Consider the following 23,314-nt stretch of genomic DNA (forward strand, 5'->3'; position numbering starts at 1 on the left):
GGCGGACGCCGTCGGACCTGCCGATCAGGCCGGCCACCGCAGACGCCGGGGGACGTCTGCTGGGCGGCCTCCGGCTCTCGACCGCGAGAACTACAAGGCCCGGAACGCAGTCGAGTGCTGCATCAACCGTCTGACGCGCAACCGGGCAGTAGCCACCCGCTTCGACAATTTCACGGTCCGCTTCGAGGCCACCGTCTCCATCGCCGCAATTCAACGAATGGCTGTGACGGCCGTTTCAACGGCACGCTGGTGGACTATGGCGAATCGCAGCTCTGGACGTTCCCAAGTCACCTTCGGTGGAGTCGGGGGAACCGTCCCCACCCGCTCGGCACCCATGCGCAGGTAGAACTGTTCCGCTGGAGGGTTCGATACGACACGCACGTAGGCCAAGCCCGCCCTCCCCGCCTCGCCGAGCATGTGCTCCATGAGCATTCGTCCGACCCCCGAGCCCTGCGCCCCGTCAGACACGAACGCCAGATCCAGCTCAGCGGGTTCCAGTACCAACGAGTAGAAGCCCACGAGCTGTCCGGCCGCGCCGACAGCGGCAAAGACCTGATGCTGCTCGATGTACTCAGCAGTGACCCGGTAGCCGGCGATGACCGTGGCGTACTGCCCCCGGTACGCACTGGACCCCTGCATCAGTGCGGTGAGGCCCTCCGCGTCCACCGCGGTGGCACGCCTGATCGTCATGAACTCCATGGAACGCAGTATAGGGATGCAAGGCAGAGAGCCTCTTACATGCAGGGTTACTTCGGTCCTTTCAAAACACGGCCTAGCCCTTCGGATACCGGCTCATGCCGTCGGCAGCGACCGGCTGTCGCGACGCTTGGGCACCACCGCCGGAACCGGTGCGGCGGCGCCGACAGCGGTCTGGGGGACGTTCTCCTGGCCGGGACGGGTGACCTTCTGCGGTTCCGGGATCAGCAGCTCGCGATCTCGCAGTCGAGCACGACGCAGATGACGTCCAGGCCGATCCCGCATGCCTCGCTCACCCGCAGGCCGGCCTGGGACATCAGCTTCGAGGCGGTGTAGTTCCGGGCGGTCGGGTCGAAGGCGAGGAGGCTCGGGTTGGCGGGGCCGGCAGTACGTCACAAGCCAACAGAGCATGCGAAGGAGGAAGAACGCCCTGGCCACAGGGCAGGGACTCGGCGGGGCTCAGGAGAACTCGCGGGATGCCGCGCATCAGGCGCGGCCCGGTGTCGGCTCCGGCTTTGGCTCCGGCTCGGAGAGAAGCGCTGCCGCGCGGCGGGGAAGCAGCAGCGGGGTCGCCAGCAGGAGCACGCCGGCCAGGCCGATGGCTGTACGCAGGCCGAGCAGGCCGCCGAGCACGCCCCAGACGGCCGTCAGGAGCGCGGTCGAGGCCTTGGTCGTCACCGCCCAGGCGGACAGCGTGCGGGCGACCCGGTCGGTTGCGGTGCGCTCGAGGCGGTAGGTGGCGTAGACGGGGTTGAAGACTCCGCAGCAGAAGATGAGCCCGAGCTCGACTCCCATGACCAGCAGCAGCCCTCCGGTGCCCGGCCCCAGGAAGGCCAGGCCGACGGGCCAGAGCGCGCGCAGTACTCCGGCCGCGACCAGGACCTGGTGCTGCCCGAATCGGGTGACGAGCGGTCGGGCCAGCCGCGAACCGAGCAGGCCGGCGATCGAGGGCACGGCGAATGCGAGGCCGTATTGCCACGGTGCGAACCCGAGTCGGCCGAGCATCAGGACGGCCAGCAGCGGCTGGGCGGCCATCACCAGGCCGTTGAACAAGGCGGTGTTGAAGAACAGTGGACGCAGCGTCGCGTCGGCGAGGATGTACCGCCAGCCGTCGAGCAGGTCCCGGGCCCGCATGCGCGCGGCCTCCCGGGGCTCGGGCCGCGGCTCGTGCCCGCCCGTCGCGCGGATGCCCAGGGCCGAGAGCAGGTAGCTGACCGCGTCGGCCACCACCGTCGCCACCGGACCGAGGAGCCCGATCGCCGCGCCGCCCAGCGGTGGTCCGATGATCGTGGTCGTCCAGGCCGTGGACTCGAATCGGGCGTTGGCGACGAGCAGGTCCTCGGCCGGCAGCAGCGTCTTCAGGTACGCGCCGGAGGCGGCGCGGAAGGTGATGTCGGCCGCCGCGACGACGACCGAGACCAGCAGGAGCTGGAGGAAGGTGAGCACGCCGAGCGCAAACGCGGTGGGGATCGTCAGCAGCGCTGCGAACCGCACCAGATCCATCGCGATCAGCACCGGCCGCTTGCGGCGGAACTCCACCCACGGGCCGAGCGGCACCGCCACGGCCGCGCCCACCGCAGCCCCCACGGAGGAGAGCGCGGCGACCTCGGCCGGTCCGGCGTGCAGCACCTGGATGGCGATCAGCGGGAACGCGCCGAAGGCGAGCCACGTGCCGAGCGCGCTGGTCCCGTACGCTCCCCAGAGCCACCCGAACCGCCGCCCCAGCCGAGGTCCGAGCAGACGTCCCAGCCGGTGCCCGCTCCTCATTCCCGACCCCTCGCCACTCACCCGCACAACCGATCCACGACGGACGGCCCCCTCCCTTGCCGCGGACAACGGGGGTTGCTTCGCGCAGCGGCTCGGCGACATCGCCGCAGGCCGCACTCGGCGAGGCCCCAGACAATAGGGCGTTGTCTACGTTGTCCATGGGAAGACTTCACGGCCGTCCGGCCGCCGATGCTACGGCAGTTGCGCCGGTCTTCGAGGCTGCTGTATCCGTCAGGTGGCCATCACAAGGTTGTTGGCGGACGTCAGGCTCTCCTTGGCCGGCCGCCGTGGCCGGGTCGATGCGCATGCGGATCAGTACGATCGTGTGCAGCGCCCGGTGAGCTGCCGGTCGCCGCTCCGATTCAGCCTCCAAAGCGCAGGCCGAGCGGGCCAAAGCCGGCTGAAGGGCGCTGCCTGGCCGACCCCCGAGCCGGCGGGGTCGCCGGCAGCAGGGGGAGTCGCGGGGCGCATCGGCGGCTTCGCGCGTTGCTCCGTGAAGGGGCGGAGTAACCGCCTCACACCTCTCCCGTACGTCGGTTGGCGCGCTGCCGCGCGCCGAGCTCCGCAGGCTCGAAAGCCGTCGGCCGGGAATCCCGGCCGACGGACTGAGGGGGTCCAGGGGCCCAGGGGTCCATGGGCGCAGGGCGGCCCGGACCCGGCCTGAGGCTGTCCGCTACCTGAACAGGCGGTCTCCGCTGGTGGCCATGCGGTGGCTGGAGCTGTGACGGTTCACCCAGTCACGGACAAGGTTGATGGCGTTGGCGCACTGCCAGCCGTTGTCGTACTCGTGCTCTCCGGTGAAGTTGCCGTAGCCCGCGATGATGCCGTCCACACGCGCATCGCCCAGCAGCTTGTCGACGTACCAGGGATCGTTGTAGGTGGTCGTCCAGGACAGCGTGGCCGCGAGCTGTCCGGCGGCGCGGTCCGCGGCGCCCTTCTTCAGTTCCGCGCACGTGTTGCGGCTGGCTTCGGTGCAGTTGCCGAAACCGTTGGCGATATTGCCGTCACCGTAGTCCATCACCCGGCGACCGGCCGGGAATCCGGAGCCGGACCGGTTGAAGGCGTTTCGGACCTGATCGCGGGTCCCGGTCGTGGTGATGCCCTCCAGTTTGCCGAGCTTGCCTTCCAGGCTCTTCCAGCCCCTGCCGCCGACGTCCGGGGTGCTGCCGCCGTGGTACTCGTAGAAGCCGTAGAGCACCTGGATCCCGGCAGCCGTCAGCCTCTGCGCCTTGTCCCGCAGTCCGGCGACGCTGCACCCACGGTTCTGCTGTTCCCCGCAGTAGTTCGGGTCCTTGATGTCCAGCCAGACCAACGCCAGCCGACGCCCTGCGTTGGCGTTGGAGACGATGCGGTCGATCATGCTGTCGAAGCTGGGGCCCCGCCGGTTGTCACCGGCTGAGGAACAGTCGTGATAGGCGCGCCATTCGTTCGGATTCCACCAGGCACAGACGTCGATCTCGATGCCGTTGGCGCCATGTTTGAGCGCGGCGTCCACGCCGTCCACGGTGTCGACCCGGTGCGCGATGGCGTAGATCGCGTGGCGCTGATCGGCTGCTGCCGCCGAGGTCGTACCGAGCGCGGTGGCACCGATGATCCCGCACAGTGCCGCCAGCACCGCCAGTGCCCTCCGCGGGCCGGCGCCATGTCGAAGGTGAGTGGTCAAGAAAGGTACTCCTTCAAGTCGGTGGCGCCACCCGGCACCGCCCGAATCTCTGCATACGCACCAGATCGTTGGATGTGGCGCTTGGACCACCCGAGCTTGCGGGGTAATGCGTCCCGGCCGCCACGAAACCCGGACACTTCGGGACGCTGGAACGCGAAAGTGAGCTCTGACCAGGGGAGACGTAAGCGGCCTGGAACGCCTGAATGGAACGCTCCGGGCCACACCGGGACGGGGAACACCTCTGCCGGCTCCGGCAAGGCGATGCCGGTGAATCGCCTACGGACGCACCGAGCAGGCGCTGCAACGGCTCGCCGAGGTGCTCGGCGTGGACTGGTCCGAGCGGATCTGCGAGGCGGAAAGCCACCACGAGGACCGCTGAGGCCCCTGCTCCCACCCCTGGTAGCCCAAAAGAGTAGAGCTCTCGAGCGGATGGATTTCGCTGCCGTCGGGCAGGGGCCCTGTCCTCAGGCGCCGGGGCTGGGGTGGTCCCAGCGGTCGACGGGTCTCCTGCAGGGTGCTGTCCGCGCCGATGACGGTCTCGTTGCCGCCGGGCAGGACGTCGAAGGGCCGGTACCACGAGCGCATCTCCGCCTCGCCGTACTCGCTCGCCTGCGGTTTGGTGGCATGCCGGGCCAGGGTCTCCCCGAACGGGCACGTCCAGGTAGAAGCCGTAGGTCGGGCCGCGGTGGTCAGTGCGCAGCCGGGCGAGCATGTCGCCGTAGTGGTCGGCGTAGAGGATGCCCTCGACCATGACGTGGTACCCGGCGTCGAGGGCGTAGCGGGCGACGATGTCGATCAGGCCGATGTTCGCCGCACCGGGACGGTCGCGCGCTGCACTCGGACGAGGGCCCCAGGGCCTTGCCCCGGCGAGGGGTCGGCTGCGGCTTCTCGCGTTCGTTCAACCCCCAGGGATCACGGAACTGCCTGTGGTCAGATTCGTACTTCGAGTGGGGTCATGGCGAACCGGGCACTGGTCCGCAGCTGCCCATGGGCGGTTGCAGATCGGCCCCCGGCCGGGCTGGGGCGGGTCCCACGGGTCAGGCGGTCGGTTGTGCAGTGGTACGAGGCGGGAGCGAGCTGGCGGTGGCTCCGTGATGGTTGCGTCCGGTGCCGGGCAGTGGGCGGGTGTGTTCTGCGGCCTGTACGAGCCGGCGCAGAGCCTGGCTGGTGGCCACGGGTTCGGGGGTCGTGGTCGGCGCGGACATCCAGGTGGTCCGGACCGGCAGCACCAGCGAGTCGCGGTCCTTGTGTGACAGCACGCCGGTCAGCGGGTCCATCACGGTCCCTGCCGGGAGACGGCGTAGGAGAGCAGCGCATCGGCTCGTGCCGTTCCGAGAAAGTTCTCGACGCGGCAGACCGGCGTGGGCACCACGATCCGAGGGGCCTGCGGAGCAGACGACCACCGGTATGTGAACGGCAGTACATCAGCGCCGATCTCGCCGTCGGGTTCCAGGACTCCTCCATACGTGCCTACGACGGTAGACACACGGCACAGGGCCTCCTAGACGCGAACGGGCCGCTCGGCCAAATGAGTTCTTGGTGCGGCGGCTGGAGAGCTGGAGACAGCCCTGGCCGAGAGACCGGCCCCACCGCACACGCTCCAGTGCCTCGTTCGGCGCGTCTGGACCCGAGGCCGACCCTCATGCTGCGGGGCGCTGTCGTGCGAGGCGGGCCGGATCGCTGAGGGTCGGGGCCGGCGGCACGTTGCCCCGGAAGGGACTCACGCCCGGCCAGCAGGGCGCGGCGCTGCTCTTCCTCGTGGGCGGAAGTCGGAGCGGGTCGATGCCGGTCAGGTGCCGGTGGTGAGCCGTTTGACCTCGCGGAGGATGGGGGCGGTCTCGACGGCCTGGATGCCGGGGAGTGAGCCGATGCGGTGGTCGAGGTAGTGGTGGAGGTCGTGGCCGCCGCGGAAGACCCCGGTGGCCACGAGGTTGTGCGGACCGGTGGTGGCGGCGGCGAAGGCTATTTCGGGGTGGGTGGCCAGGGCGCGGCCGGCGGCGGAGACGTCGCCGGGGGCCACCCGCAGCCAGAGGTGGGTCATCAGGTGGTAGCCCAGGTGCCGGGGCGCGAAGTCCACGGAGAAGCCCAGCGCGCCCTGGGTCCTGAGGCGTTCGAGGTGGCGTTGGACGCTGGAGGGCGAGCGGCCGGTGGCGGCCGCGAGCTCGGGCAGGCCGGCCCGGCCGTCCTTGGCCAGCTCGGTGAGGAGAGCGCGGTCGGTGGCATCCAGAGCCAAGGGTTCGGGGTGTCCGGGGCGCTCCGAGGCCGGCAGCGGGATGCCGTCCTCGTCCGTGGGGGCCGGGCCGAACGGCACCCCGTGGGCGTACCAGGTGCTGGTGATACCGGTGAAGAGGTGCAGCAGGCAGTGTGCGCCGACGCCGGTCAGGCGCGGGGTGCGGGGCAGTGTCTCCAGGAGCAGGGCGTCCCGCTCGTGCGGTGTGGAGGTGGTGAGGGCGCAGTACAGCTCGGTGCCCCCGGAGGTGAGCGAGATCCAGCTGGTGTCGGGCCGGCGGGCCAGGGCCTGGGCGACGGAGCCCGCGGAGTCGGGAGCGCAGTGGATGCGCAGCAGCCAACGGGTCATCCCCAGCCGTGCCGGGACCGCCTGGCCGACGACGCGCAGGCCCAGGGTGCGCAGTCGGCTGTAGCGGCGGCCCACGGTGCGTTCCGAGGCGCCCAGCCGGTGCGCGATGCGGCTCAGTGCCGCCCGGCCGTCGAGCTGGAGGGCTTGTAACAGTCCCAGTTCCACAACGTCGAAGGTGACCGACTCCCCCACCGTGACCTCCCGTGCGTTCGGCGCCATCTCGTACTGTCCGCGACAGGGGCCGACGGCCCGCGACAGGGACCGACTGCCCGCGACCGGGACCGACTGTCCGCGGCAGGGTCCGACGATAGGCGCCCGGTGCCGGCCGCGCCCGCGGCCTGCCGCATTCTCCCGTCCCACCGGCCGAGGTCGCCTGTTCCTCCCGTTTCCCGGCGGCCGGCTGGGTGGCGCCCGCTCCTCGAACGACCATGGCCGGACCGCTTCACCACCCGGGGACGCGGATGAACATGGAGGAGAAGGGCAGCATGAGCGCTTCCACCATTCCCACGATCGACCTCTCGGCATGGCGGGCCGGCGACCGCCAGGGCCGCGAGCGTCTGGCCATGGTCGTCGACCAGGCGCTCGAGCGGGCGGGCTTCCTGCTCGTCACCGGTCACGGCGTCCACCCGGACCTGCCCGCCGCGATCCGCACCGCGGCCCGCGCCTTCTTCCGTCAGCCCACCTACGCCAAGCTGCCGTTCCTGGCGGAGGCGGGCCAGTACGGCTGGAGCGGTCCGGGAGCGGTGGCCGCCGGCCGGGCGGAAGGCCTGATGACGCCACCCGACCTGGTGGAAACCTGGTCGGCGGCCCCCGGCCCGTACCACGCCACTGCCCCTGGCCCGTACGACTCCGCTGCCGAGCGCCCCGAGCCCGAACTGCTGCCGAAGGCCTGGCCTTCCCAGCCCCCGGCACTGCGCCCCCTCCTCGCGCGGTACGTACGTTCCATGCGAGCGCTCGCCGACGAACTGCTGGAACTCCTGGCGGCGGCCCTGCGCCAGCCGCTCGACTTCTTCACCCGCCACACCATGCGCCCCGACTGGACCCTGACCCTCAACTGGTACCCCGCCATCACCACCACGGGAGCACCGCGGCCCGGCCAGTTCCGCGTCGGCCCGCACACCGACTTCGGCACCATCACCGTCCTCGACCGGCAACCCGGCAAGGGCGGCCTGCAGATCCACACGGAGGACAACGGCTGGCAGGACGCCCCCTACGACCCCGAGGCGCTCACCGTCAACATCGGTGATCTGATGGCCCGCTGGACCGGCGACCGCTGGCGCTCCGGCCGCCACCGCGTCCTGGCCCCGCCCGCCGACGCCCCGTCCGAGGAGCTGATGTCCCTGGTCTACTTCTACGACTGCGATCCGCACACCGTCGTCGAGTCACTCCCCGCCCCGATCGGCCGAGTGCCCCACCCTGCCGTCACGGCCCGCTCCTACGTCCGGTCCAAGGTCGCCGAGATCGCCCTGAGGTGACGGCACCACCCCGCGGGCGGGCGCCTGGCCGCAACGGGTCGGGGCCGGCGTGCCGGCTGTCGGCGAGGCGCCGGCTACTTCTTCGCGGCCTTGGCCGCTTCGTCTCCCGCGGTGGCGGTGGCGCGCCTGCCGTCCTGGACCGGCCGAATTCTCCGGGTCTCGACCTGCGACCGGCCGTGGTCAGGAAGCAGCCCGGGGCATGCCTCGGGTCCAGGGTGGTACTGGCTCTCCCAGGAAAGGCAGAGCTCTGGATCACCGTCCCGGCCGGACACAGGATGGTCCGCATCAGCCCACCGCACCACGCCCGCCGGGCTCACCCCGGCAGGGCACCAGGCCGGCCCCACCCGGGCCGGTCCGCACTGCAGATCCAGGAGCACCCATGAACTACCCCGCCCTCGCCGACCGCACCGCCGTCGTCACCGGAGCCGCCAGCGGCATGGGCGCGGCCACCGCCCGCCTGCTCGCGGCCCAAGGCGCCCGCGTCGCCCTGCTCGCCCGGCGCACCGACCGGCTGGAGGCGCTGGCCGGCGAACTCACCGCAGCCGGGGGCCAGGCCCTCGCCGTCACCGCCGACATCACCGATCAGGCCTCTGTCGACGCCGCCGCCACAACCGTCCACGACACCTATGGCCGGGTCGACCTGGTGGTCAACAACGCCGGCGTCATGCTGCCCAACCCCCTCGCCGACGGCCGGCTCGACGAGTGGACCCGCATGATCGACACCAACCTCACCGGTGCCCTGCGCGTCATTCGCGCCTTCACCCCCGACCTCACCGCGGCCGCCGCCGACGGCCACACCGCCGACCTGGTCAACGTCTCCTCCATCGCCTCCCACGTCCTCTTCCCCAACTACGCGGTGTACGGGGCGACCAAGGCCGCCCTCACCCAGTTGTCCGCCGCGCTGCGCACCGAGCTCGGCCCGCGTGATGTGCGGGTCAGCACCATCGAGCCGGGCCTGACCGACACCGAACTCGGCGGGCACATCGACAATGCGGAACTGCGCGAGCAGCTCGGCGGGATGTTCACCGCGATGCCCGCCCTTGCCGCCGAGGACATCGCCGACCTCATCGCCTACACCGTCAGCCGCCCCCGGCACGTCAACCTGCGCCAGTCGGTCATCCTGCCCACCCGCCAGGCCTGACCCTTCCCGGGCACACACCGGGACAGCGGCTGGGGGAATGCCCAAGGCGGCAGGACCAGGGGGCAGGGCAGCGGCGTCGGTAGTGGAATGCCCGTAGGCCGGTATACCGGCCTACGGGGCCCGGCACCACGCCTTGCCATCTCACCGGCCCCTCGCAGGGGCCGGGCCCGTGCACGCCCGGCGTTGCCTGGCCCTGGCAGGGCCAGGCACACCGCCCAGGCGACCAGGCACAATGCACCGCATGAGCACAACGATCGACCTGGGGGCGTTCCTGCGCACCCGCCGCTCCCGCCTTCGCCCCCAGGACGTCGCCCTGCCCGACTTCGGCGGCCGGCGCCGCGTCGCCGGACTACGCCGCGAAGAGATCGCCCAGCTCGCCGGCGTCAGCGTCGACTACTACATCCGCATGGAACAAGGCCGCGCGCCCAACCCCTCGTCGGCCGTCCTCGACGCCCTCGCCCGCGCCCTCCGCCTGGACGAGGACGAAACCCGGCACCTGCACCGCCTCGGCCAGCCCCGCCCCGCCACCCGGCACACCCCCCGGCCCCGGCCCGGACAGCAACAGGTGCGCCCCATGCTCCGGCGACTGCTCGACGAACTGCGCGACGTCCCCGCGATGGTGATGGGCCGGCGCATGGACGTCCTCGCCTGGAACACGGCCGCCAGCGCCCTCCTCGGCGACTACGCGGCCCTGGAACCCGCCGAACGCAACATCCCCCGCATCACCTTCCTCGACCCCGCCTCCCGCGATCTCTTCGCCGACTGGAGCACTTGCGCCCGCGAGAACGTCGCCTACCTGCGCCTGGAAGCCGGCCGACACCCCGACGACCCCGAGCTGGCAGGCCTGATCGGCGAACTGTCCGTCAAGAGCGCAGACTTCCGCCGGTGGTGGGCCGAACACCCCGTCCAGGACAAAACCTCCGGCACCAAACGGTTCCACCACCCCCTCGTCGGCGACCTGACCCTCACCTACGACACCTTGCGGGCCGCGGACGACCCGGACCAGGCCCTGATCACCTACACCGCCGAGCCCCACACCCCCTCCCACGACGCCCTCCGCATGCTCCTGACCTGGACCACCCCAACCCCCACCACCGCCACTACCCCACCCAGCACAGTCGGCCCCCAGCACAGCCACCACACCTGACAGGACGCCCCGAACCGCCGGCCCCGACACTCCGACTACGCGCTCCCGTCGGCAGCTCGTAGCTTGTCTCAGAGCGTCGACCAGGTAAATCCCGCGGCATCCGCCGGTTCTATGTCGATACTGGCGTGATGATGATGGATGCTACGAACGCGCTGGCTGTGATCAGGGCTCTGCAGACGCAGAGTGTGGAGGTGTGGCTCGGGGACGGCGGCTGGGGAGTTGATGCCCTCCTCGGCGAGCAGACCCGTCCGCACAAGGATGTCGATCTGATCCTCCGGGTCGACCAGGCTGAGGCCGCGGTCCAGGCCCTGCGGGGCCTGGGTTTCGCCGTTGCGGAGGGCCTCCTTTCCTCATGTTTCGTCCTGCGTGATCAGGAGGGAAGGAGTGTCGATGTCCATCCCGTGGTGTTCGACGGGGAGGGCAACGGCGACTACACGATGGAGAACGGCGAGGTGTGGGTGTACGAGGCCGCCTGGCTCGGTGGGACCGGGATTCTTCAGGGTGAGCCGGTGCGGTGCCTGACCGCGCAGGGCCAAGTGCTGTGCCACACGGGGTACGAGCTCGATGACGAGGACCGCCGGGACATGGCGGCCCTGCACGAGCGGTTCGGTGTGGACCTCCTGCCCGAACAACGGTTCCTGGTGCGGTAGGAAGGGTCACGCCGCTGCAAGGTGCGTCTCTCCCGTCCAGCGGGCCTGCAGGGCCTTGAGCAGGCCAAGGAACTCGCGCCAGCGCTTTCGCCTGCGGATGCGGTAGTAGATCATGCCGCTGGGCAGGTCGAGGGCCGCGAGCATGTGCCTCACCCCGCTGTACCGGTTGTAGGTCGCCCTCAGCCGGCCAGGATCCGGTTGCATCTTCGCGATGAAGTCCGGGTCGTTCGAGGATTTCCAGGTCGTCGTCTTCCAGGTGACCCTGCCCTCGCGCAGCGTCTCGCCGTGCGATCAGGCAGCTGTGCTCACACCCGGCTACCGATCGTTCTGGGGCGCCCCCGCTCCACGTCTCGCCATCCGCGCCTGGCGAATGGCCATCAAGGAACCGGATTCCGAACCGAGGATCGAGGTACTCGCCGGTATCGGCGGCGGTCTGGTGTGCGGGATCGCCGTGGGACTGTCTGCCCACTTCCTTGGCGAGGCGATCCGCGAGTCGCAGGAGCAGGTGTCATGGCGGGCGGACATCGCGACCTCCGAGAGCATCCCGGGGTTCACCATCGGCGACCACGACATCGAAGGCATCAACAGACCTCGATGAAGACGGTCTCCTCTCTCTGCCAACGGCCGCCCTGGCAGTGTGCACGTACGGTCACCTCGTCCCGGTCCGACCAGCGATCCATGAACGGCCCTGACTGCGCCTTCCTGTTGCACTCCACCCCTTGAACACTTACGGTAATTTTCTCGGCACTTTAAGTGATGAGAGGTGGCAGTGGACTCTCTGAAGGCGGACTCGAGGCCGGATATTCCGCGGTTCGAAGACGCCGAACCCGTCAAGCCGCAGGTCGCGCCATTCGTCCGAGATTTCGCCGCGGACTTGAACAAGCACGGCAACCTCAAGCCCTTCGGTCAATGCCTGTCACAAGCCCACGCCCCATTGACTGCACACAAGGTCCCGATCGAGGCGATCGCCACGAAGGCATGCATCCTCCGCGGCGACAATTACTCACGCCGCACAGGCCTCGCCGACGATTCCCACAGGATCGCCCTTGTGCGCGCCCTCTATACCCGACGCCCGCCTCAGAGATGACTCCCCTGCCACGGCGGTTGATCGCGCTGACCTTTGCGACGCTCGGATGGTGGCTAGCGCAACCAACACAGGCGTATGCCGCCGATACGACCAACTGTCCGGCAATCCAACATCCCGAAGAAACAAATGTAAAGTACAAGCTCACTTTCGATCAGCATCACCCCGATTTCGTTGAGGTGCGACAGGTAACACGAATCGAGGTTCCCGAACGGCAGTGGGCGCCTGCGAACAACCTGACACTGAGCACGGATAGCCCCAAACACCGAAATGCTATGCATTGCTTGTTGCGTGAGGACAGAAAAGCGCAGACGAAGTCCAGCGAATGGCACCCAGAATGGCGAACAACCGGTTCCCCGGCAACCAAGCAAAAAGGCGTTGTCGCGGTGCAGTACGAGTCATGGAATTTGATCAACAGCCCTGGTGAATTCGAAGTGGGTCCATGGGACCTCAAAGTCGCACCCGGCGAGGATTGGAAGGCCGTCCTCCACTCACCGGACGCTCTGAGCAGAGTCCCGCGGAAGACGATCGAGATCGACCCAGGCGGTCTGGAAATCAGCGACGCCCCCGGAGCGTCGAGCGCAAATGAAGCCAGCAGAGTATGGATCGCACACGGCCCGGACTCCGAGGCCAAGATCGTGCCACCGCAGCATCTTGCCCCGGCGCTGAGCCGCCATGCCCCCTGGGTCGGGTCCCTGGGTGTCGTCTCCTGGTGGGTGTGCGCCTCGGCCGTGATCGCCTTGTCAGCATGGCCTTTTCTTGGCAAGAAGACCGCCGGCGAACCCGAGAATGCCGCTGCCAGGGTCCTGGCCACCACTGTATTGCAGTGGGCCGGGCTGAGTGCAGCCCTCGGTCTGACCTTGCTGCTCCTGCTTCAGCCCTCTCCCAGCGCCAACCGCTGGCGCGCCCTCATCGGAATTTCTTCAGGACTCGCTCTCGTACTCCTCGCGCGGCCATGGCTTCCATCGGCACAGGGCTCCGATGAAATCAAGAAAGGGACGAAGAGGCGCACAGTGGTGGTCGCCACCGTCTCCGCAGCGGCAGTAATCGGCCTGCTGGTGATCATAGCCCCCCACCTATTCGGCCTCCCGCCGAACCTCATGCCGACAACCCAACCTCCGCCCCTAGGAATTGCCGGGTTGGCCCTATTGGACATGTCCATGTTGTGGCTGTGGTTTACCGCGATGGCCGCATGGGCATGGCGCTTTACCCGAGAAGGAAGATTGGGTGAAGCTTCGATCACAACCGAGTCCGAGCATCGCCTCCGCAATATCACTGCAATCGGCGTCATACTCGCTGCGGCCGCGGTCGCAGTGGTGGGCTGCCGTGTGCTGTCCTTCGAGCTCAGGTGGGAACGCGCCAACTGGATGGGGGAAGCAAGCACAATTTTCGGCCACGACCACAGAAGCGCTCTGAGTCAACAGCTTGTACAGCTCTCATCCGCTGGCCCAACATGGGCATACGCCCACACATGGGTACTGTCGGGAATCGCACTCGTCGCGCTACTCCACAGCAGCTACCGGTTGAACCCGAAAAAAACGCTCGGGCCGGAGGGATGGGATCTGCTGCTGGTGACAGGCATCTTCGCTGTCGCCGTGGCATTGAGGGGGACCAAGTTCGCCGGAAGCTCTTCTGCGGTGTACGGCTTCTGGCTCCCTCTCAACATGGTCGTACTCTACGCCACGGTGAAGGCGGGGAATCGATGGTCGGTACTGGGCCGAGTGGGCCAAAAAGCAGCGAATTGCCTCACTGTAAAGAAAGAAGAGAATTGCGTCGTAGCAGAACTGAGCACGTCGGCAGGGTACCGGCAGCTGATGGAAGACGCCCGCCGTTGCCGTGATCTGCTCCGCCGCCTGCACCTCGTCGATCAGGGCCGCGAGGAGAAGACGACGAGACGAAACCTGGAGAAACAGCTCCGCTCACTGCACCACTGGCGACCCAGCGGATGCAGCCGCGACTGCCTACCGGATCCTGTATCCGTGGTCGACGTCGCCCTCAGTTGGGGACCAGGCCGGCACTGGTGGAACAATGCCCTCAAAGCTGCGCGCTGGGCCTCCATCTTCGGAATTCTCCCGAGCATGGTAACCGCCTGGTACGAAAACGCATACGACATTGAGCATTGGACGTTCACCCTCAACTCATCCATGGGCATCCCCGACATGGTCGGGAAGTTCCTGACGCAGGAGATCTCCTTCGCCGGTGCGGGGCTGGTCCTGGGGGCGTTGTGGCGCGTACTACCTGGAGAGCGCGGCCCAGTGCGGGCCTTCAACCTTTTCATCGCCTGGCTCGTCCCCATCGGTTTGGTGGCGGCGCTCAACCACGGTATCGACCGCAGGGAACTGGCCCTGGCAGTCCTGAACGTAGTCCTCATGCTCATGGTGTTGACACTGACGAGCATGTGGATGGACACCGACACATTCAGCCGTGAACGGCACTACTGGACAAAGCGCCTCGGTCTGCTGACATCCATCTACCAGGTGCACGGCCTCTCCGGGCAGATCGCCTTCCTCACCTTGCAGGCGGCGACTGCAGTGACGATCTGGCATCAGATCGTCACGATGTGATCGCCAGTCGACAGCGGTGTCCGGCGTGCAGTCGGTGCTGGACGGTGGTTGTCGAGCGGGACCGGTCGGCTGTTCCAATTGTCGACCGGCATGGTCATCAGTGGTCACCAGGGGCGCTCCTCCCCTTGGGCAAGGAGTCGGGCGGCGACGCCGGGGGAAGCCTGTTCGCGATCGGCACGGTCCGTCGTCGAAGGGGAACGGCCACATGCGCACTCTGACGTTCGTCGTCGGTACGGGCCGCAGCGGGTCGACCGCACTGTCCGGCATCGTCAATGCGCATCCGGACGTGCTCAGCCTCAACGAGCTGCTGTCGTCGGTGCAGAGCCGGGGCTTCCCCGAAGGACCCCTCGGGGGTGAGGAGTTCTGGAGGCTGCTCGCCGGCCCCAATGCGATGTTCGAGCGCATGATCCGCAGCGGGGTACCGATGCCGGAGTTCCTCTACACCCGCCGCCCCGGACGGTTCGCGACGGACACCACCGGCATCCCCGCCCTCTGTCTGATGGTGCTTCCGCACCTCACCGACGACCCGGACGGGCTGTTCGACGAGCTCGAAAAGCAGGTATGCCGCTGGCCGGACCGTACCGCCGCGGAGCACTACGAGGCCCTGTTCGACCTGCTGTGCGCGCGATTCGGGCGCACAGCCGTCGTCGAGCGGTCCGGCTATTCGGCGGAGCGGATCCCGCTCCTGCGCCAGGTCTTCCCACAGGCGCACTTCGTGCACCTGTTCAGGGACGGGCCCGACTGCGCCCTGTCCATGAGCCGGCACACCGGCTTCCGGCTGATCCTCCTGCTTCGGGAAATCCTCGCGCGAACCGGTGCCGAGCGCCCGGGCGACCTGACCGAGGACCAGGTCCGTTCCCTGCCGCCCGAGCTGTCCGAGCTGCTGGCGGAGCGTTTCGACCCCGCGCTCGTGCTGGACCGCGACCTGCCGCTGACCCGGTTCGGGGCCCTGTGGTCGGAACTCGTCACCCGGGGCGTGGACCATCTCAGCCAGGTGCCCGCAGCGATGCGGACCACGCTCGCCTACGAGGACCTGCTCGACGAGCCCCGCAAGGAACTGACCCGGCTGGCACGCTTCATCGGCGTCGAGCCGCTCCCGCAATGGCTCGACGCCGCAAGCGCCCGCCTCGACAGCAGCCGCCGAGGCGCCTCCCGGCGGCTGCCCGCGGCTGAACTCGCCGCCCTGCGGGAGCATTGCGCGCCCGGGGCACGCGCCCTGGCGGGCGGCAAGGACTAGGCACCGCCGGCGCCCCGGCCCGTCAGGTTCCCGGCCCGAACCTGGCCGGACCGACCCTGGCCGGACCGGGTCAGGCGTCGTGCATCGTGATCGCGTAGCCCTCGGGGCCGGCGAAGGTGAACATCCTGCCGAACGGACCGTCCTGAGGCGCCTTGAGGATGGGGACCCCGGCGGCGTGGAGCCGGTCGTGCAGCGCCTGCGCGTCGCTGGTCCGCCACCACAGGGCGACTCCGAGGCCGGGCCGCTCGACGGCGTCGAGATCCACTCCCGGCAGCGGCTCGCGGACGGCGAAGGCAACCGGCTCGGTGGCGAACACCACGGCGCCGGGCGGCGAGGCGGGCGTCCGGCGCAGCCCGAGGTGCTTCTCGTAGAAGGCGGCGGCCGCTTCGACGTCGCGTACCTGCACAGCGATGAAGTCCGGCCCGGTGACGGTGGCAGTCATGAGTTCTCCCCGATCTTTTGCATGTCAGGACTTTGACATGGGGGAAGTTAGGCGGCGCCGCACCGGTATGTCAAACTCCTGACATGCACGATGGGACGCCCTCCAGTCACACCCCGCCCGCCGACGTCACCCAGCGCCTGGGATACCGCCTCAAGCGCACCGCCTCGGCCCTGCGCGGCGCGATGGACAAAGCACTGCGCGAACACGGCCTGACGGTGCCGCAGTACGCCTGCCTCGAACTCCTCGACCAGCACCCCGGACTGTCCAACGCCGAACTCGCCCGCGGCACCTTCGTCACCCGCCAGTCCATGAACACCGTCCTGCGCGGACTGCAGGACGCCGGCCTCATCACCCGCCCCGCCACCACCGACCACGGCCGCGCCCTGCCCGCCCACCTCACCGAACAGGGCCACCACCGCCTCACCGCGGCACGCTCCGCCGTCTACGCCATCGACCAGCGCATGACCCAAGCCGTCCCCACCCAACGCCTCGCCCAGTTCCTCGCCGACCTCGACCACATGACGGCAGCACTCGAGGAGTAACACCGCCCCGGCATCGCGCCACGGTTTCCTTCCTCCTGAAGTGGGGGGGGTCGCTCCGGGTCACCAGACGACCGGACCGGCCTTGTCGAAGAAACCGCCGCTCGGGCCGCCGGATCCGATGACGGCCATACGGACGATGATCTCCGCGCCCTCTTCGACGCTGCTGGTGCCCCGGTGGCCGTTGAGGTCGGTGGCGGTGTAGCCGGGGTCGACAGCGTTGAACCGGATGGCGGGGTAGGCCTTGGCGTACTGCGAGGTGACCATCACCAGCGCCGTCTTGGAGGAGTTGTAGTCCAGCAGCGCCACATGGAACTCCACACGGCCCGGGTCGGCGGTCGCCGCCAGCGAGCCCAGACCGCTGCTCACATTGACCACGACAGCCGCGTCACCGGCGCTCAGAAGCGGCAGGAACGCGTGCGTGACGCGTACGACGCCAAAGACATTCGTGTCGTAAGTGGTCCGCATATCGGCCCCGGTGACCTCGCCGACCGGCTTGCCCGCGCCCGAGATCCCGGCGTTGTTGACCAGGACGTCAAGGCGCCCGGCGTCCTCACGAACGAAATCGGCGGCAGCCGTGACGGAGTCCTCGTCGGTGACGTCGATCTGAACAAAGCGCGCGCCGAGCTCCGCGGCCGCCGCCCGGCCGCGCCGGGCATCACGGGCCCCGACGTAGACGGTGTGCCCGACCTCGACCAGACGGCGGGCCGTCTCGAACCCGAGGCCCTTGTTCGCTCCCGTGATCAGTGTGGTGGTCATGCGCTCACTCCGGTAATCGGTGGGACGGTGATGCCTCCACCCTCATCGCACCGCGCGCGAACAGGCAGTACTCGCCGTTGCCTGTGGACTGCCAGTACCAGGCTGTCCGGGCGCGGCGGCCGGATACTGGGGGCGTGAATGAATCCAGGGAACTCGGCAGAGCGCTGCGCGGCTGGCGCGACCGCACCACTCCCGCCGAGGCCGGACTGCCCGCCGGCGGAGTACGGCGCGCCGCCGGACTGCGACGCGAGGAACTGGCCCAGCTCGCCTGCCTGTCAGTGGACTACATCGTCCGCCTGGAACAGGGCCGGGCCACCTCCCCCTCCCCGCAGGTCCTCTCCGCCCTGGCCCGCGCCCTGCGCTTGTCGGCGGCCGAGCGCGAGCACCTGTACCTGCTCGCGGGCCAGACGGCACCGGGCCCCGGACAGTTGTCGGCACACATACCGCCGGGGGTGCGGAGACTGCTCGACCAGCTCGACGGTACGCCGCTGAGCGTTCACGACGCGGCCTGGAACCTGATCCTGTGGAACCCGCTGTGGGCTGCCCTGTTCGGGGACGCCTCCGCACAGCGCGGACGCGAGCGCAACGTCGCCTGGCGCCACTTCACCGACCTCCCCAGCCGGGTCAGCCACACCCCCGCACAGGAGGCCCGCTTCGAGGCGGCCGTAGTCGCCGACCTCAGAGCGGCGACCGCCCGCTACCCCACCGATGCCGGCCTGCGCTCCCTGATCAAGGACCTGCGGGACAACAGCACCCACTTCGCACACCTGTGGAACACAGGCATCGTGGGGGTTCACGATACGGACACCAAAACCGTCCACCACCCCGACGCCGGAACACTCACCCTCGACTGCGACGTCCTCACGACTCCCGGCAGCGACCTGCGCATCGTCGCCTACACCGCCGCCCCCGGCAGCGACGCCTCCACCCGGCTCAGGCTCCTCAGCGTCATCGGCGCCCAGCCCATCACCGAGAACAACACCCCGGTCCAGCCACCACCCGCGCCCCCGACAATGCCATGGCCGGCCGGCCGGCACACCCACCACCAACGACAACTCGCCGACCCAGCCAGCGGCTGAGCAGAACCCCGACGGCGGCGGCCAGGACGATCAGGATCCCCGGAATTCCACACTGGCACTCCTGCCCCCCACCTGATTGTCCGGTCAACAAACCTGCAGGCTCTGCCGGTTCCCGCTTCCGCGCGCCGGATTCGGCGATCGCTTGGGCGGCACCCGGTCCGGGGACGGCAACCCGAGTGACCTATAGTGAAACCTATTGTTCACCGGTTAACGATTGGTTGGGTGTGCTTCCTTCCCTTGAGGACATGCGTGCGCGGTGGACGGCGCAGCATCCGGACATGGACACCTCCCCGATGGAGGTGATCGCGCTGATCCGGCGGGTTCACACGTTGCACGAACGGGCGTTGCGTCCGCTGCATGAGGCGGCGCCGGTCACGGCGCCGGAACTGGACCTGCTCATTCCGTTGCGGCACGCGTCGGGGCCGGTCATCGCCCGCCGTCTGGCCGCACATCTGGGGATCTCGCGCGTGGCGGTGAGCAAGAGCCTGGCCCGCCTGGAGGACCGCGGCTACATCCGGCGCACCCCCAGCGAGGCGGACCGCAGGTCGGTGGAGGTCGTCATCACCGAGGCGGGCGCACAGGCCATCGACACGCTCTTCCCCCGCCTGCTGGAGCGTGAGGTCGAGCTACTGGCCGGCCTCGGCGAGGACCGTGAGCAGGTCGTGGCCGCCCTGACCCGACTGGCCGAGGTCCTCCAGGCCGCCGACCCCGACCGGTGAACCACCACTCGAGACACCCTCTCCTCCGGCACCGAGAGACAGGACCCTCATGTCACACGAGCGATTCATCAAGCTGCTGCCCGGCGAGCGCAGGCCCGGCCGCGTCGTGCTACCCCCGCCCTTCCAGCTCAAGGCCCGCACCGAAGACACCGAAGGCCGCCTGTCCCTGCTGGAAGTCACGCTGGTCCGTGACATTCCCCGGCACACCCACCACCTCGCGGACGAGATGATCTACGTCCTGGAAGGCGAACTCGGCGTGCACTTCGACGGCGAAGACCTCACCGTCCCCGCCGGTTCCTTCATCCTCCTGCCCAAGGGCGTCCCGCACGCACTGAGCCGCGCCACCGACATACCGCCCCGCGTACTGCAGATCTCCTCACCCGGCGGCTGGGAGTGCTACCTGGAAGACCTCGCCGAAGCCGGACCCACCACCCACAACCCCGACGGCACCTTCAACCCTGCCAGCCTCAACCCCATCGCCGCCCCCTACGGCATCCAGTACGAGGAGTAGCGCACCGCATCCCCGACACCCCGGCCCGGACCGGACCGGGAAGCCAAAAGCAGGGGATGGGGAACGGGCGGCGGGCGCCCCGCTGCGACATGACTCATCGCCCTGCAACGGTTGAAGGGCCGAAGAACAAGCTCAGCAGTTCTCGGTGATCACGTCTTGCAGGGTCGCGAGGGAGTTGTTGTCTTCGGCCACCTTGGAGCGGAGGCTTTCCAGAGTCTGCTTGAGGGCCTGGATCTCCTTCTCAGGTGGGTCCGGCTGAGCCTGGAGGCTCGCAATCTTGTCTTCGAGCTCGCCAGTTCGCTCTTCCGTGCGACGAATTTCCTTCTCGAGTTCCTTTGCCAGACGCTTCATCATGGCGCAGGGTGATTCGTTGGCGGGGGGCACCTCCATCACTCCTCATCGGTTGAGTTGAAGAAGGCCGGAGGATTGCAGGTTACGTCCGTGCGCACGTCACGGCATCCGGTCCGGCCCAATGGAGTACCGGCCGCGGTGTTCGACCCGGCCCCCGGGCGCGTACGCGGTAGGGCTCGTGTCCCGTGAGGCGGTCTGTCCAGAATCGCCCGCCCCCCTGGCTGCTCGCGCCACATCAGCAGCAGACCACAGACCGCCGCCAGCCCCCGCCAGCCCGCCAGCGCTGCCGGCGCCGCCAAGAGGGACATCCCCGCCGCACCTGCGACGCGACAGACTGTCACCAATCGGTCATGGACATGTCTTGAAACCGTTTCAGGGCCCTTTTCAAGATCATCTCGCTGATAGGTTCCCGTCTCGTCGGGTTCAAGATCATCTGCACCCGGCTGGACCATCGTTGAGGAGAAACAAGTGAATTCCGTAATTCGGGGGAAGAGCGCGGGCAAGCGTGCCGCTGCCGTGGCGGGCCTGCTGGTCGCCGCCACGCTCGGCGGCGCGGCTCTGGCGGCGCCGGCGTACGCCGACGACGTCTACGGCCACTGCACGGGCGAGGGCGTGCGCATCCGCGCCGCCGCGAGCACGTCCAGCTCGGTCGTCGGCCTCTGCTACAGCGACCACCGCCTGGCGCACCGTGACGTCTCGGGCGACGGTCAGTGGGACAAGGTCTACGACGTGAACACCGGCGTCTCCGGCTGGATCTCGCACGGATACTGGAGCTGGTAAACAGCAGCCGGGGGTCGCGGGGGGTCCCTACCCCGCGGCCCCCGGGGGCTTTCCTCCTGGGTGAGACGGCAGTCCCAGCACCAACGGACAGAGCTCAGGGCGGGACGTGAAGAAGCCGAGGACGACGCCCGGGCCGAACCTCCTCCTGGCTGCCGGCCGGCTCCACGAGAACCAGGTCCGAACGAATCCTGAAGGGTGACGGCGGAATCGTCACCCGTCCCCTCCAGGGACCGGCTCACTGGGCCGGCTCTGGGGGGCCGCGGGAACCGGTCCCCGGGACCGGGCGCCGCCGGGCGGGCTCAGCCGTTGACGAAGGTGAGGCTGGTCGCGTCGTAGCGGGTGCCCGCGACCTGCCCGGGCGGGGCGGCGGCCTCGATGGTGGCGAGGTCCTCGGCGGACAGCTCGACGGCCACGGCCGCGACGTTCTCCTCCAGGTACCGCTGCCGCCGGGTACCGGGGATCGGCACCACGTCCTCGCCCCGGTGCTGCACCCAGGCCAGGGCGAGCTGGCCGGCGGTGACTCCCTTCGCCGCGGCCAGCTCGTTCAGCTTCGCGACGATCGCCAGGTTCCGCTCGAGGTTGCCGTCGGCGAAACGCGGCTGGCCACGCCGCAAATCGGTCTCCGCCAGTCCCTCGACCGAACTGTATCGGCCCGTCAGAAAGCCGCGCCCCAGCGGTGAGAAGGGGACCAGGCCGATGCCCAGCTCACGGCAGACCGGGGCGATCTCCGCCTCCAGGTCGCGGGTCCACAGCGACCATTCGCTCTGCAACGCTGTGATCGGGTGCACCGCATGCGCCCGCCGGATGGTTCGCTCGCCGGCCTCGGACAGCCCCAGGTAGCGGACCTTCCCGGCCCTCACCAGCTCGGCCATGGCACCGACGGTCTCCTCGATCGGCACCCGCGGATCGACCCGGTGCTGGTAGTAGAGGTCGATGTGGTCGACCCCGAGCCGGCGCAGCGACGCCTCGCACGCCTGCCGCACATGGGCGGCGTCGCCGCGGACCCGGGTGGGCTCGCCCAGACGGTTCGCGAAGCCGAACTTCGTGGCCAGCACCACCTCGTCACGGCGCCCGGCGACCGCCCGTCCGATCAGCTCCTCGTTGTGCCCGGCACCGTAGAAGTCGGAGGTGTCCCAGAACGTCACCCCGAGCTCGAGAGCACGGTGCAACGTCGCGACCGACTGCGCATCGTCCGTGGCCCCGTAGCCGTGGCTCATGCCCATGCACCCCAGGCCCTGCGCGGAGACCACCAGATCGCCCAGGTACCGGGTAGGAACGTCGGTCATGCTGCAGCCTCCTGAACTCGTCATCATCTGCCCATGACGCTAGGTGCTGGAGCGCGCTCCAAGTCAAACGAGGTGCGAACGCCATCACCGGGGCCTGTGGTGCGGGGGGGACCTCTATGGGGTTCGTCAAGGAATCGAGCTGCGTTTGGGCGGCCTGCCGGGCAGTATGGCGGGATGCCGGATCTGCTGTGGGATGACGTCAGGAACTTCTTCGACCCTGACTTGATGGGTGCTCTGCCGGATGTGTCCGTGGCCGACACCTCGGTCGATGACTGGCAGGCGGTGTTCGACCTGGTCCGGTCGAGCGGATGGACATGGGAGTACGAGCAAGGCTGCATTCGGATGCCCCTGCCCTCGGCGCAGGAGGTGCTGTCACGGCCCACAGACGCGGACACGGCCCTGCTGAAGGTATGGCCCGTCGCAGATGTGCAGGTGAACTTCTGGCCGATGTCGGCCGGTGAGATCGACTTCGATGTCGACCTTCGGGAGCTGCAGGGCCAGGAAGGAGTGGACGTCCTGTGCGGCCTCCTCGGCACGATCGGGCGCCGGCTGGGCAGGCCCGTGCTGATGACTGGAGAAGGCGACTATGGGAACCCGGTGCTCGGGTTCGACCCCGGGGCCGATCGCGTGGTGCTGCTGGCGGATCCCCTCGGAGTTCAACTGACCGCCGCGGCAGGCCAGGGCTCGTAGAAGGTGCCGTCGCGGAGCACGACGAACAGGACGTCGACACGGCGTCTGGCCAGGCAGAGGTAGGCCGTCATCGAAGCCGACGATCATCTCCAGCTCGGTGATGGTCCCGTCGGTCAGCTCGGTCAGCTCGATGCCGCGCAAGCCAACCCCGGCCCC

The 23,314-nt window shown here is 68.9% G+C and carries 24 protein-coding genes and 1 pseudogene; 14 read left to right on the forward strand and 11 right to left on the reverse strand.

The window, feature by feature from the left end; translation table 11 throughout:
• Positions 1–210: 210 nt before the first annotated feature.
• From IE295_RS25120 to IE295_RS25145, 6 genes and pseudogenes are all read right to left on the reverse strand, one after another.
• Positions 211–699 (reverse strand): GNAT family N-acetyltransferase, encoded by a 489-nt coding sequence (locus tag IE295_RS25120; protein ID WP_190066042.1) that lies wholly within the window; start codon positions 697–699, stop codon positions 211–213.
• 483 nt (positions 700–1,182) lie between these two features.
• On the reverse strand, positions 1,183–2,463 hold the full coding sequence (locus IE295_RS25130) for an MFS transporter (RefSeq protein ID WP_190066043.1): 1,281 nt from the start codon (positions 2,461–2,463) through the stop codon (positions 1,183–1,185).
• A gap of 673 nt (positions 2,464–3,136) precedes the next feature.
• Entirely contained in the window at positions 3,137–4,126 is a 990-nt protein-coding gene (locus tag IE295_RS25135) for a PI-PLC domain-containing protein (protein WP_190066044.1), read from the reverse strand.
• Between the two features lie 501 nt (positions 4,127–4,627).
• Positions 4,628–4,955 (reverse strand): annotated as a pseudogene (locus IE295_RS33745) (P-loop NTPase family protein); the annotation flags it as partial.
• A gap of 208 nt (positions 4,956–5,163) precedes the next feature.
• On the reverse strand, positions 5,164–5,403 hold the full coding sequence (locus IE295_RS25140; RefSeq protein ID WP_190066045.1) for a hypothetical protein: 240 nt from the start codon (positions 5,401–5,403) through the stop codon (positions 5,164–5,166).
• Between the two features lie 512 nt (positions 5,404–5,915).
• Positions 5,916–6,923 carry an Lrp/AsnC family transcriptional regulator gene (locus IE295_RS25145; protein ID WP_190066046.1) on the reverse strand — a complete coding sequence of 336 codons (1,008 nt, stop codon included), beginning with the start codon at positions 6,921–6,923 and terminating at the stop codon, positions 5,916–5,918.
• A 266-nt stretch (positions 6,924–7,189) separates the two neighbouring features.
• On the opposite strand from IE295_RS25145, the gene IE295_RS25150 reads away from it, so the two are divergent.
• The 4 genes from IE295_RS25150 to IE295_RS25165 all read left to right on the forward strand — a co-directional run bounded on the left by IE295_RS25150 (position 7,190) and on the right by IE295_RS25165 (position 11,117).
• Entirely contained in the window at positions 7,190–8,179 is a 990-nt protein-coding gene (locus IE295_RS25150) for an isopenicillin N synthase family dioxygenase (RefSeq protein WP_190066047.1), read from the forward strand.
• 379 nt (positions 8,180–8,558) lie between these two features.
• Entirely contained in the window at positions 8,559–9,320 is a 762-nt protein-coding gene (locus IE295_RS25155) for an SDR family oxidoreductase (protein WP_190066048.1), read from the forward strand.
• Between the two features lie 241 nt (positions 9,321–9,561).
• Positions 9,562–10,467, forward strand: a complete 906-nt coding sequence (locus IE295_RS25160; protein ID WP_224323295.1) for a helix-turn-helix transcriptional regulator — start codon at positions 9,562–9,564, stop codon at positions 10,465–10,467.
• Between the two features lie 128 nt (positions 10,468–10,595).
• Positions 10,596–11,117, forward strand: a complete 522-nt coding sequence (locus IE295_RS25165) for a nucleotidyltransferase domain-containing protein (protein WP_190066050.1) — start codon at positions 10,596–10,598, stop codon at positions 11,115–11,117.
• 6 nt (positions 11,118–11,123) lie between these two features.
• On the opposite strand, the gene IE295_RS25170 is transcribed toward IE295_RS25165, so the two are convergent.
• Positions 11,124–11,321, reverse strand: a complete 198-nt coding sequence (locus IE295_RS25170) for a hypothetical protein (RefSeq protein ID WP_190066051.1) — start codon at positions 11,319–11,321, stop codon at positions 11,124–11,126.
• Between the two features lie 7 nt (positions 11,322–11,328).
• Between IE295_RS25170 and IE295_RS25175 the strand changes: the two genes are divergently transcribed.
• The 4 genes from IE295_RS25175 to IE295_RS25185 all read left to right on the forward strand — a co-directional run bounded on the left by IE295_RS25175 (position 11,329) and on the right by IE295_RS25185 (position 16,002).
• On the forward strand, positions 11,329–11,715 hold the full coding sequence (locus IE295_RS25175; protein WP_190066052.1) for a hypothetical protein: 387 nt from the start codon (positions 11,329–11,331) through the stop codon (positions 11,713–11,715).
• A 171-nt stretch (positions 11,716–11,886) separates the two neighbouring features.
• Positions 11,887–12,204 carry a hypothetical protein gene (locus IE295_RS33750; protein ID WP_224323296.1) on the forward strand — a complete coding sequence of 106 codons (318 nt, stop codon included), beginning with the start codon at positions 11,887–11,889 and terminating at the stop codon, positions 12,202–12,204.
• Positions 12,205–12,221: 17 nt separating this feature from the next.
• Positions 12,222–14,765 (forward strand): DUF6185 family protein, encoded by a 2,544-nt coding sequence (locus IE295_RS25180; RefSeq protein WP_190066053.1) that lies wholly within the window; start codon positions 12,222–12,224, stop codon positions 14,763–14,765.
• Positions 14,766–14,970: 205 nt separating this feature from the next.
• Positions 14,971–16,002 (forward strand): sulfotransferase, encoded by a 1,032-nt coding sequence (locus tag IE295_RS25185; protein WP_190066054.1) that lies wholly within the window; start codon positions 14,971–14,973, stop codon positions 16,000–16,002.
• A 70-nt stretch (positions 16,003–16,072) separates the two neighbouring features.
• Here IE295_RS25185 and IE295_RS25190 read toward each other — a convergent pair whose 3' ends face one another.
• Complete coding sequence (locus tag IE295_RS25190) at positions 16,073–16,444, reverse strand: VOC family protein (protein WP_190066055.1); 372 nt, start codon at positions 16,442–16,444, stop codon at positions 16,073–16,075.
• Positions 16,445–16,527: 83 nt separating this feature from the next.
• Between IE295_RS25190 and IE295_RS25195 the strand changes: the two genes are divergently transcribed.
• A complete protein-coding gene (locus IE295_RS25195) occupies positions 16,528–16,986 on the forward strand; it encodes a MarR family winged helix-turn-helix transcriptional regulator (RefSeq protein WP_190066056.1) in 459 nt (152 codons plus the stop codon).
• Positions 16,987–17,046: 60 nt separating this feature from the next.
• On the opposite strand, the gene IE295_RS25200 is transcribed toward IE295_RS25195, so the two are convergent.
• Entirely contained in the window at positions 17,047–17,742 is a 696-nt protein-coding gene (locus tag IE295_RS25200; protein WP_190066057.1) for an SDR family NAD(P)-dependent oxidoreductase, read from the reverse strand.
• Between the two features lie 134 nt (positions 17,743–17,876).
• Between IE295_RS25200 and IE295_RS25205 the strand changes: the two genes are divergently transcribed.
• The 3 genes from IE295_RS25205 (at position 17,877) to IE295_RS25215 (ending at position 20,051) form a co-directional block, all read left to right on the forward strand.
• Positions 17,877–18,821: a helix-turn-helix transcriptional regulator gene (locus IE295_RS25205; RefSeq protein WP_190066058.1), complete on the forward strand. Its 945-nt coding sequence runs from the start codon at positions 17,877–17,879 to the stop codon at positions 18,819–18,821.
• A 278-nt stretch (positions 18,822–19,099) separates the two neighbouring features.
• A complete protein-coding gene (locus tag IE295_RS25210; protein ID WP_224323297.1) occupies positions 19,100–19,540 on the forward strand; it encodes a MarR family winged helix-turn-helix transcriptional regulator in 441 nt (146 codons plus the stop codon).
• Between the two features lie 49 nt (positions 19,541–19,589).
• Positions 19,590–20,051, forward strand: a complete 462-nt coding sequence (locus IE295_RS25215; RefSeq protein WP_190066060.1) for a cupin domain-containing protein — start codon at positions 19,590–19,592, stop codon at positions 20,049–20,051.
• Between the two features lie 132 nt (positions 20,052–20,183).
• Here IE295_RS25215 and IE295_RS25220 read toward each other — a convergent pair whose 3' ends face one another.
• Entirely contained in the window at positions 20,184–20,435 is a 252-nt protein-coding gene (locus tag IE295_RS25220; protein ID WP_190066061.1) for a hypothetical protein, read from the reverse strand.
• A 435-nt stretch (positions 20,436–20,870) separates the two neighbouring features.
• Here IE295_RS25220 and IE295_RS25225 point away from each other — a divergent pair, with 435 nt between their 5' ends.
• Positions 20,871–21,182, forward strand: coding sequence for an SH3 domain-containing protein (locus IE295_RS25225; protein WP_190066062.1), 312 nt, complete (start codon positions 20,871–20,873; stop codon positions 21,180–21,182).
• A gap of 299 nt (positions 21,183–21,481) precedes the next feature.
• Here the strand turns inward: IE295_RS25225 and IE295_RS25230 are convergent, their stop codons facing one another.
• On the reverse strand, positions 21,482–22,468 hold the full coding sequence (locus IE295_RS25230; protein ID WP_190066063.1) for an aldo/keto reductase: 987 nt from the start codon (positions 22,466–22,468) through the stop codon (positions 21,482–21,484).
• A gap of 174 nt (positions 22,469–22,642) precedes the next feature.
• Here IE295_RS25230 and IE295_RS25235 point away from each other — a divergent pair, with 174 nt between their 5' ends.
• Entirely contained in the window at positions 22,643–23,158 is a 516-nt protein-coding gene (locus IE295_RS25235) for a hypothetical protein (protein ID WP_190066064.1), read from the forward strand.
• Positions 23,159–23,314: the final 156 nt, after the last annotated feature.

The organism is Streptomyces griseocarneus (assembly GCF_014655595.1).
Taxonomy (GTDB): Bacteria; Actinomycetota; Actinomycetes; order Streptomycetales; family Streptomycetaceae; genus Streptomyces; species Streptomyces griseocarneus.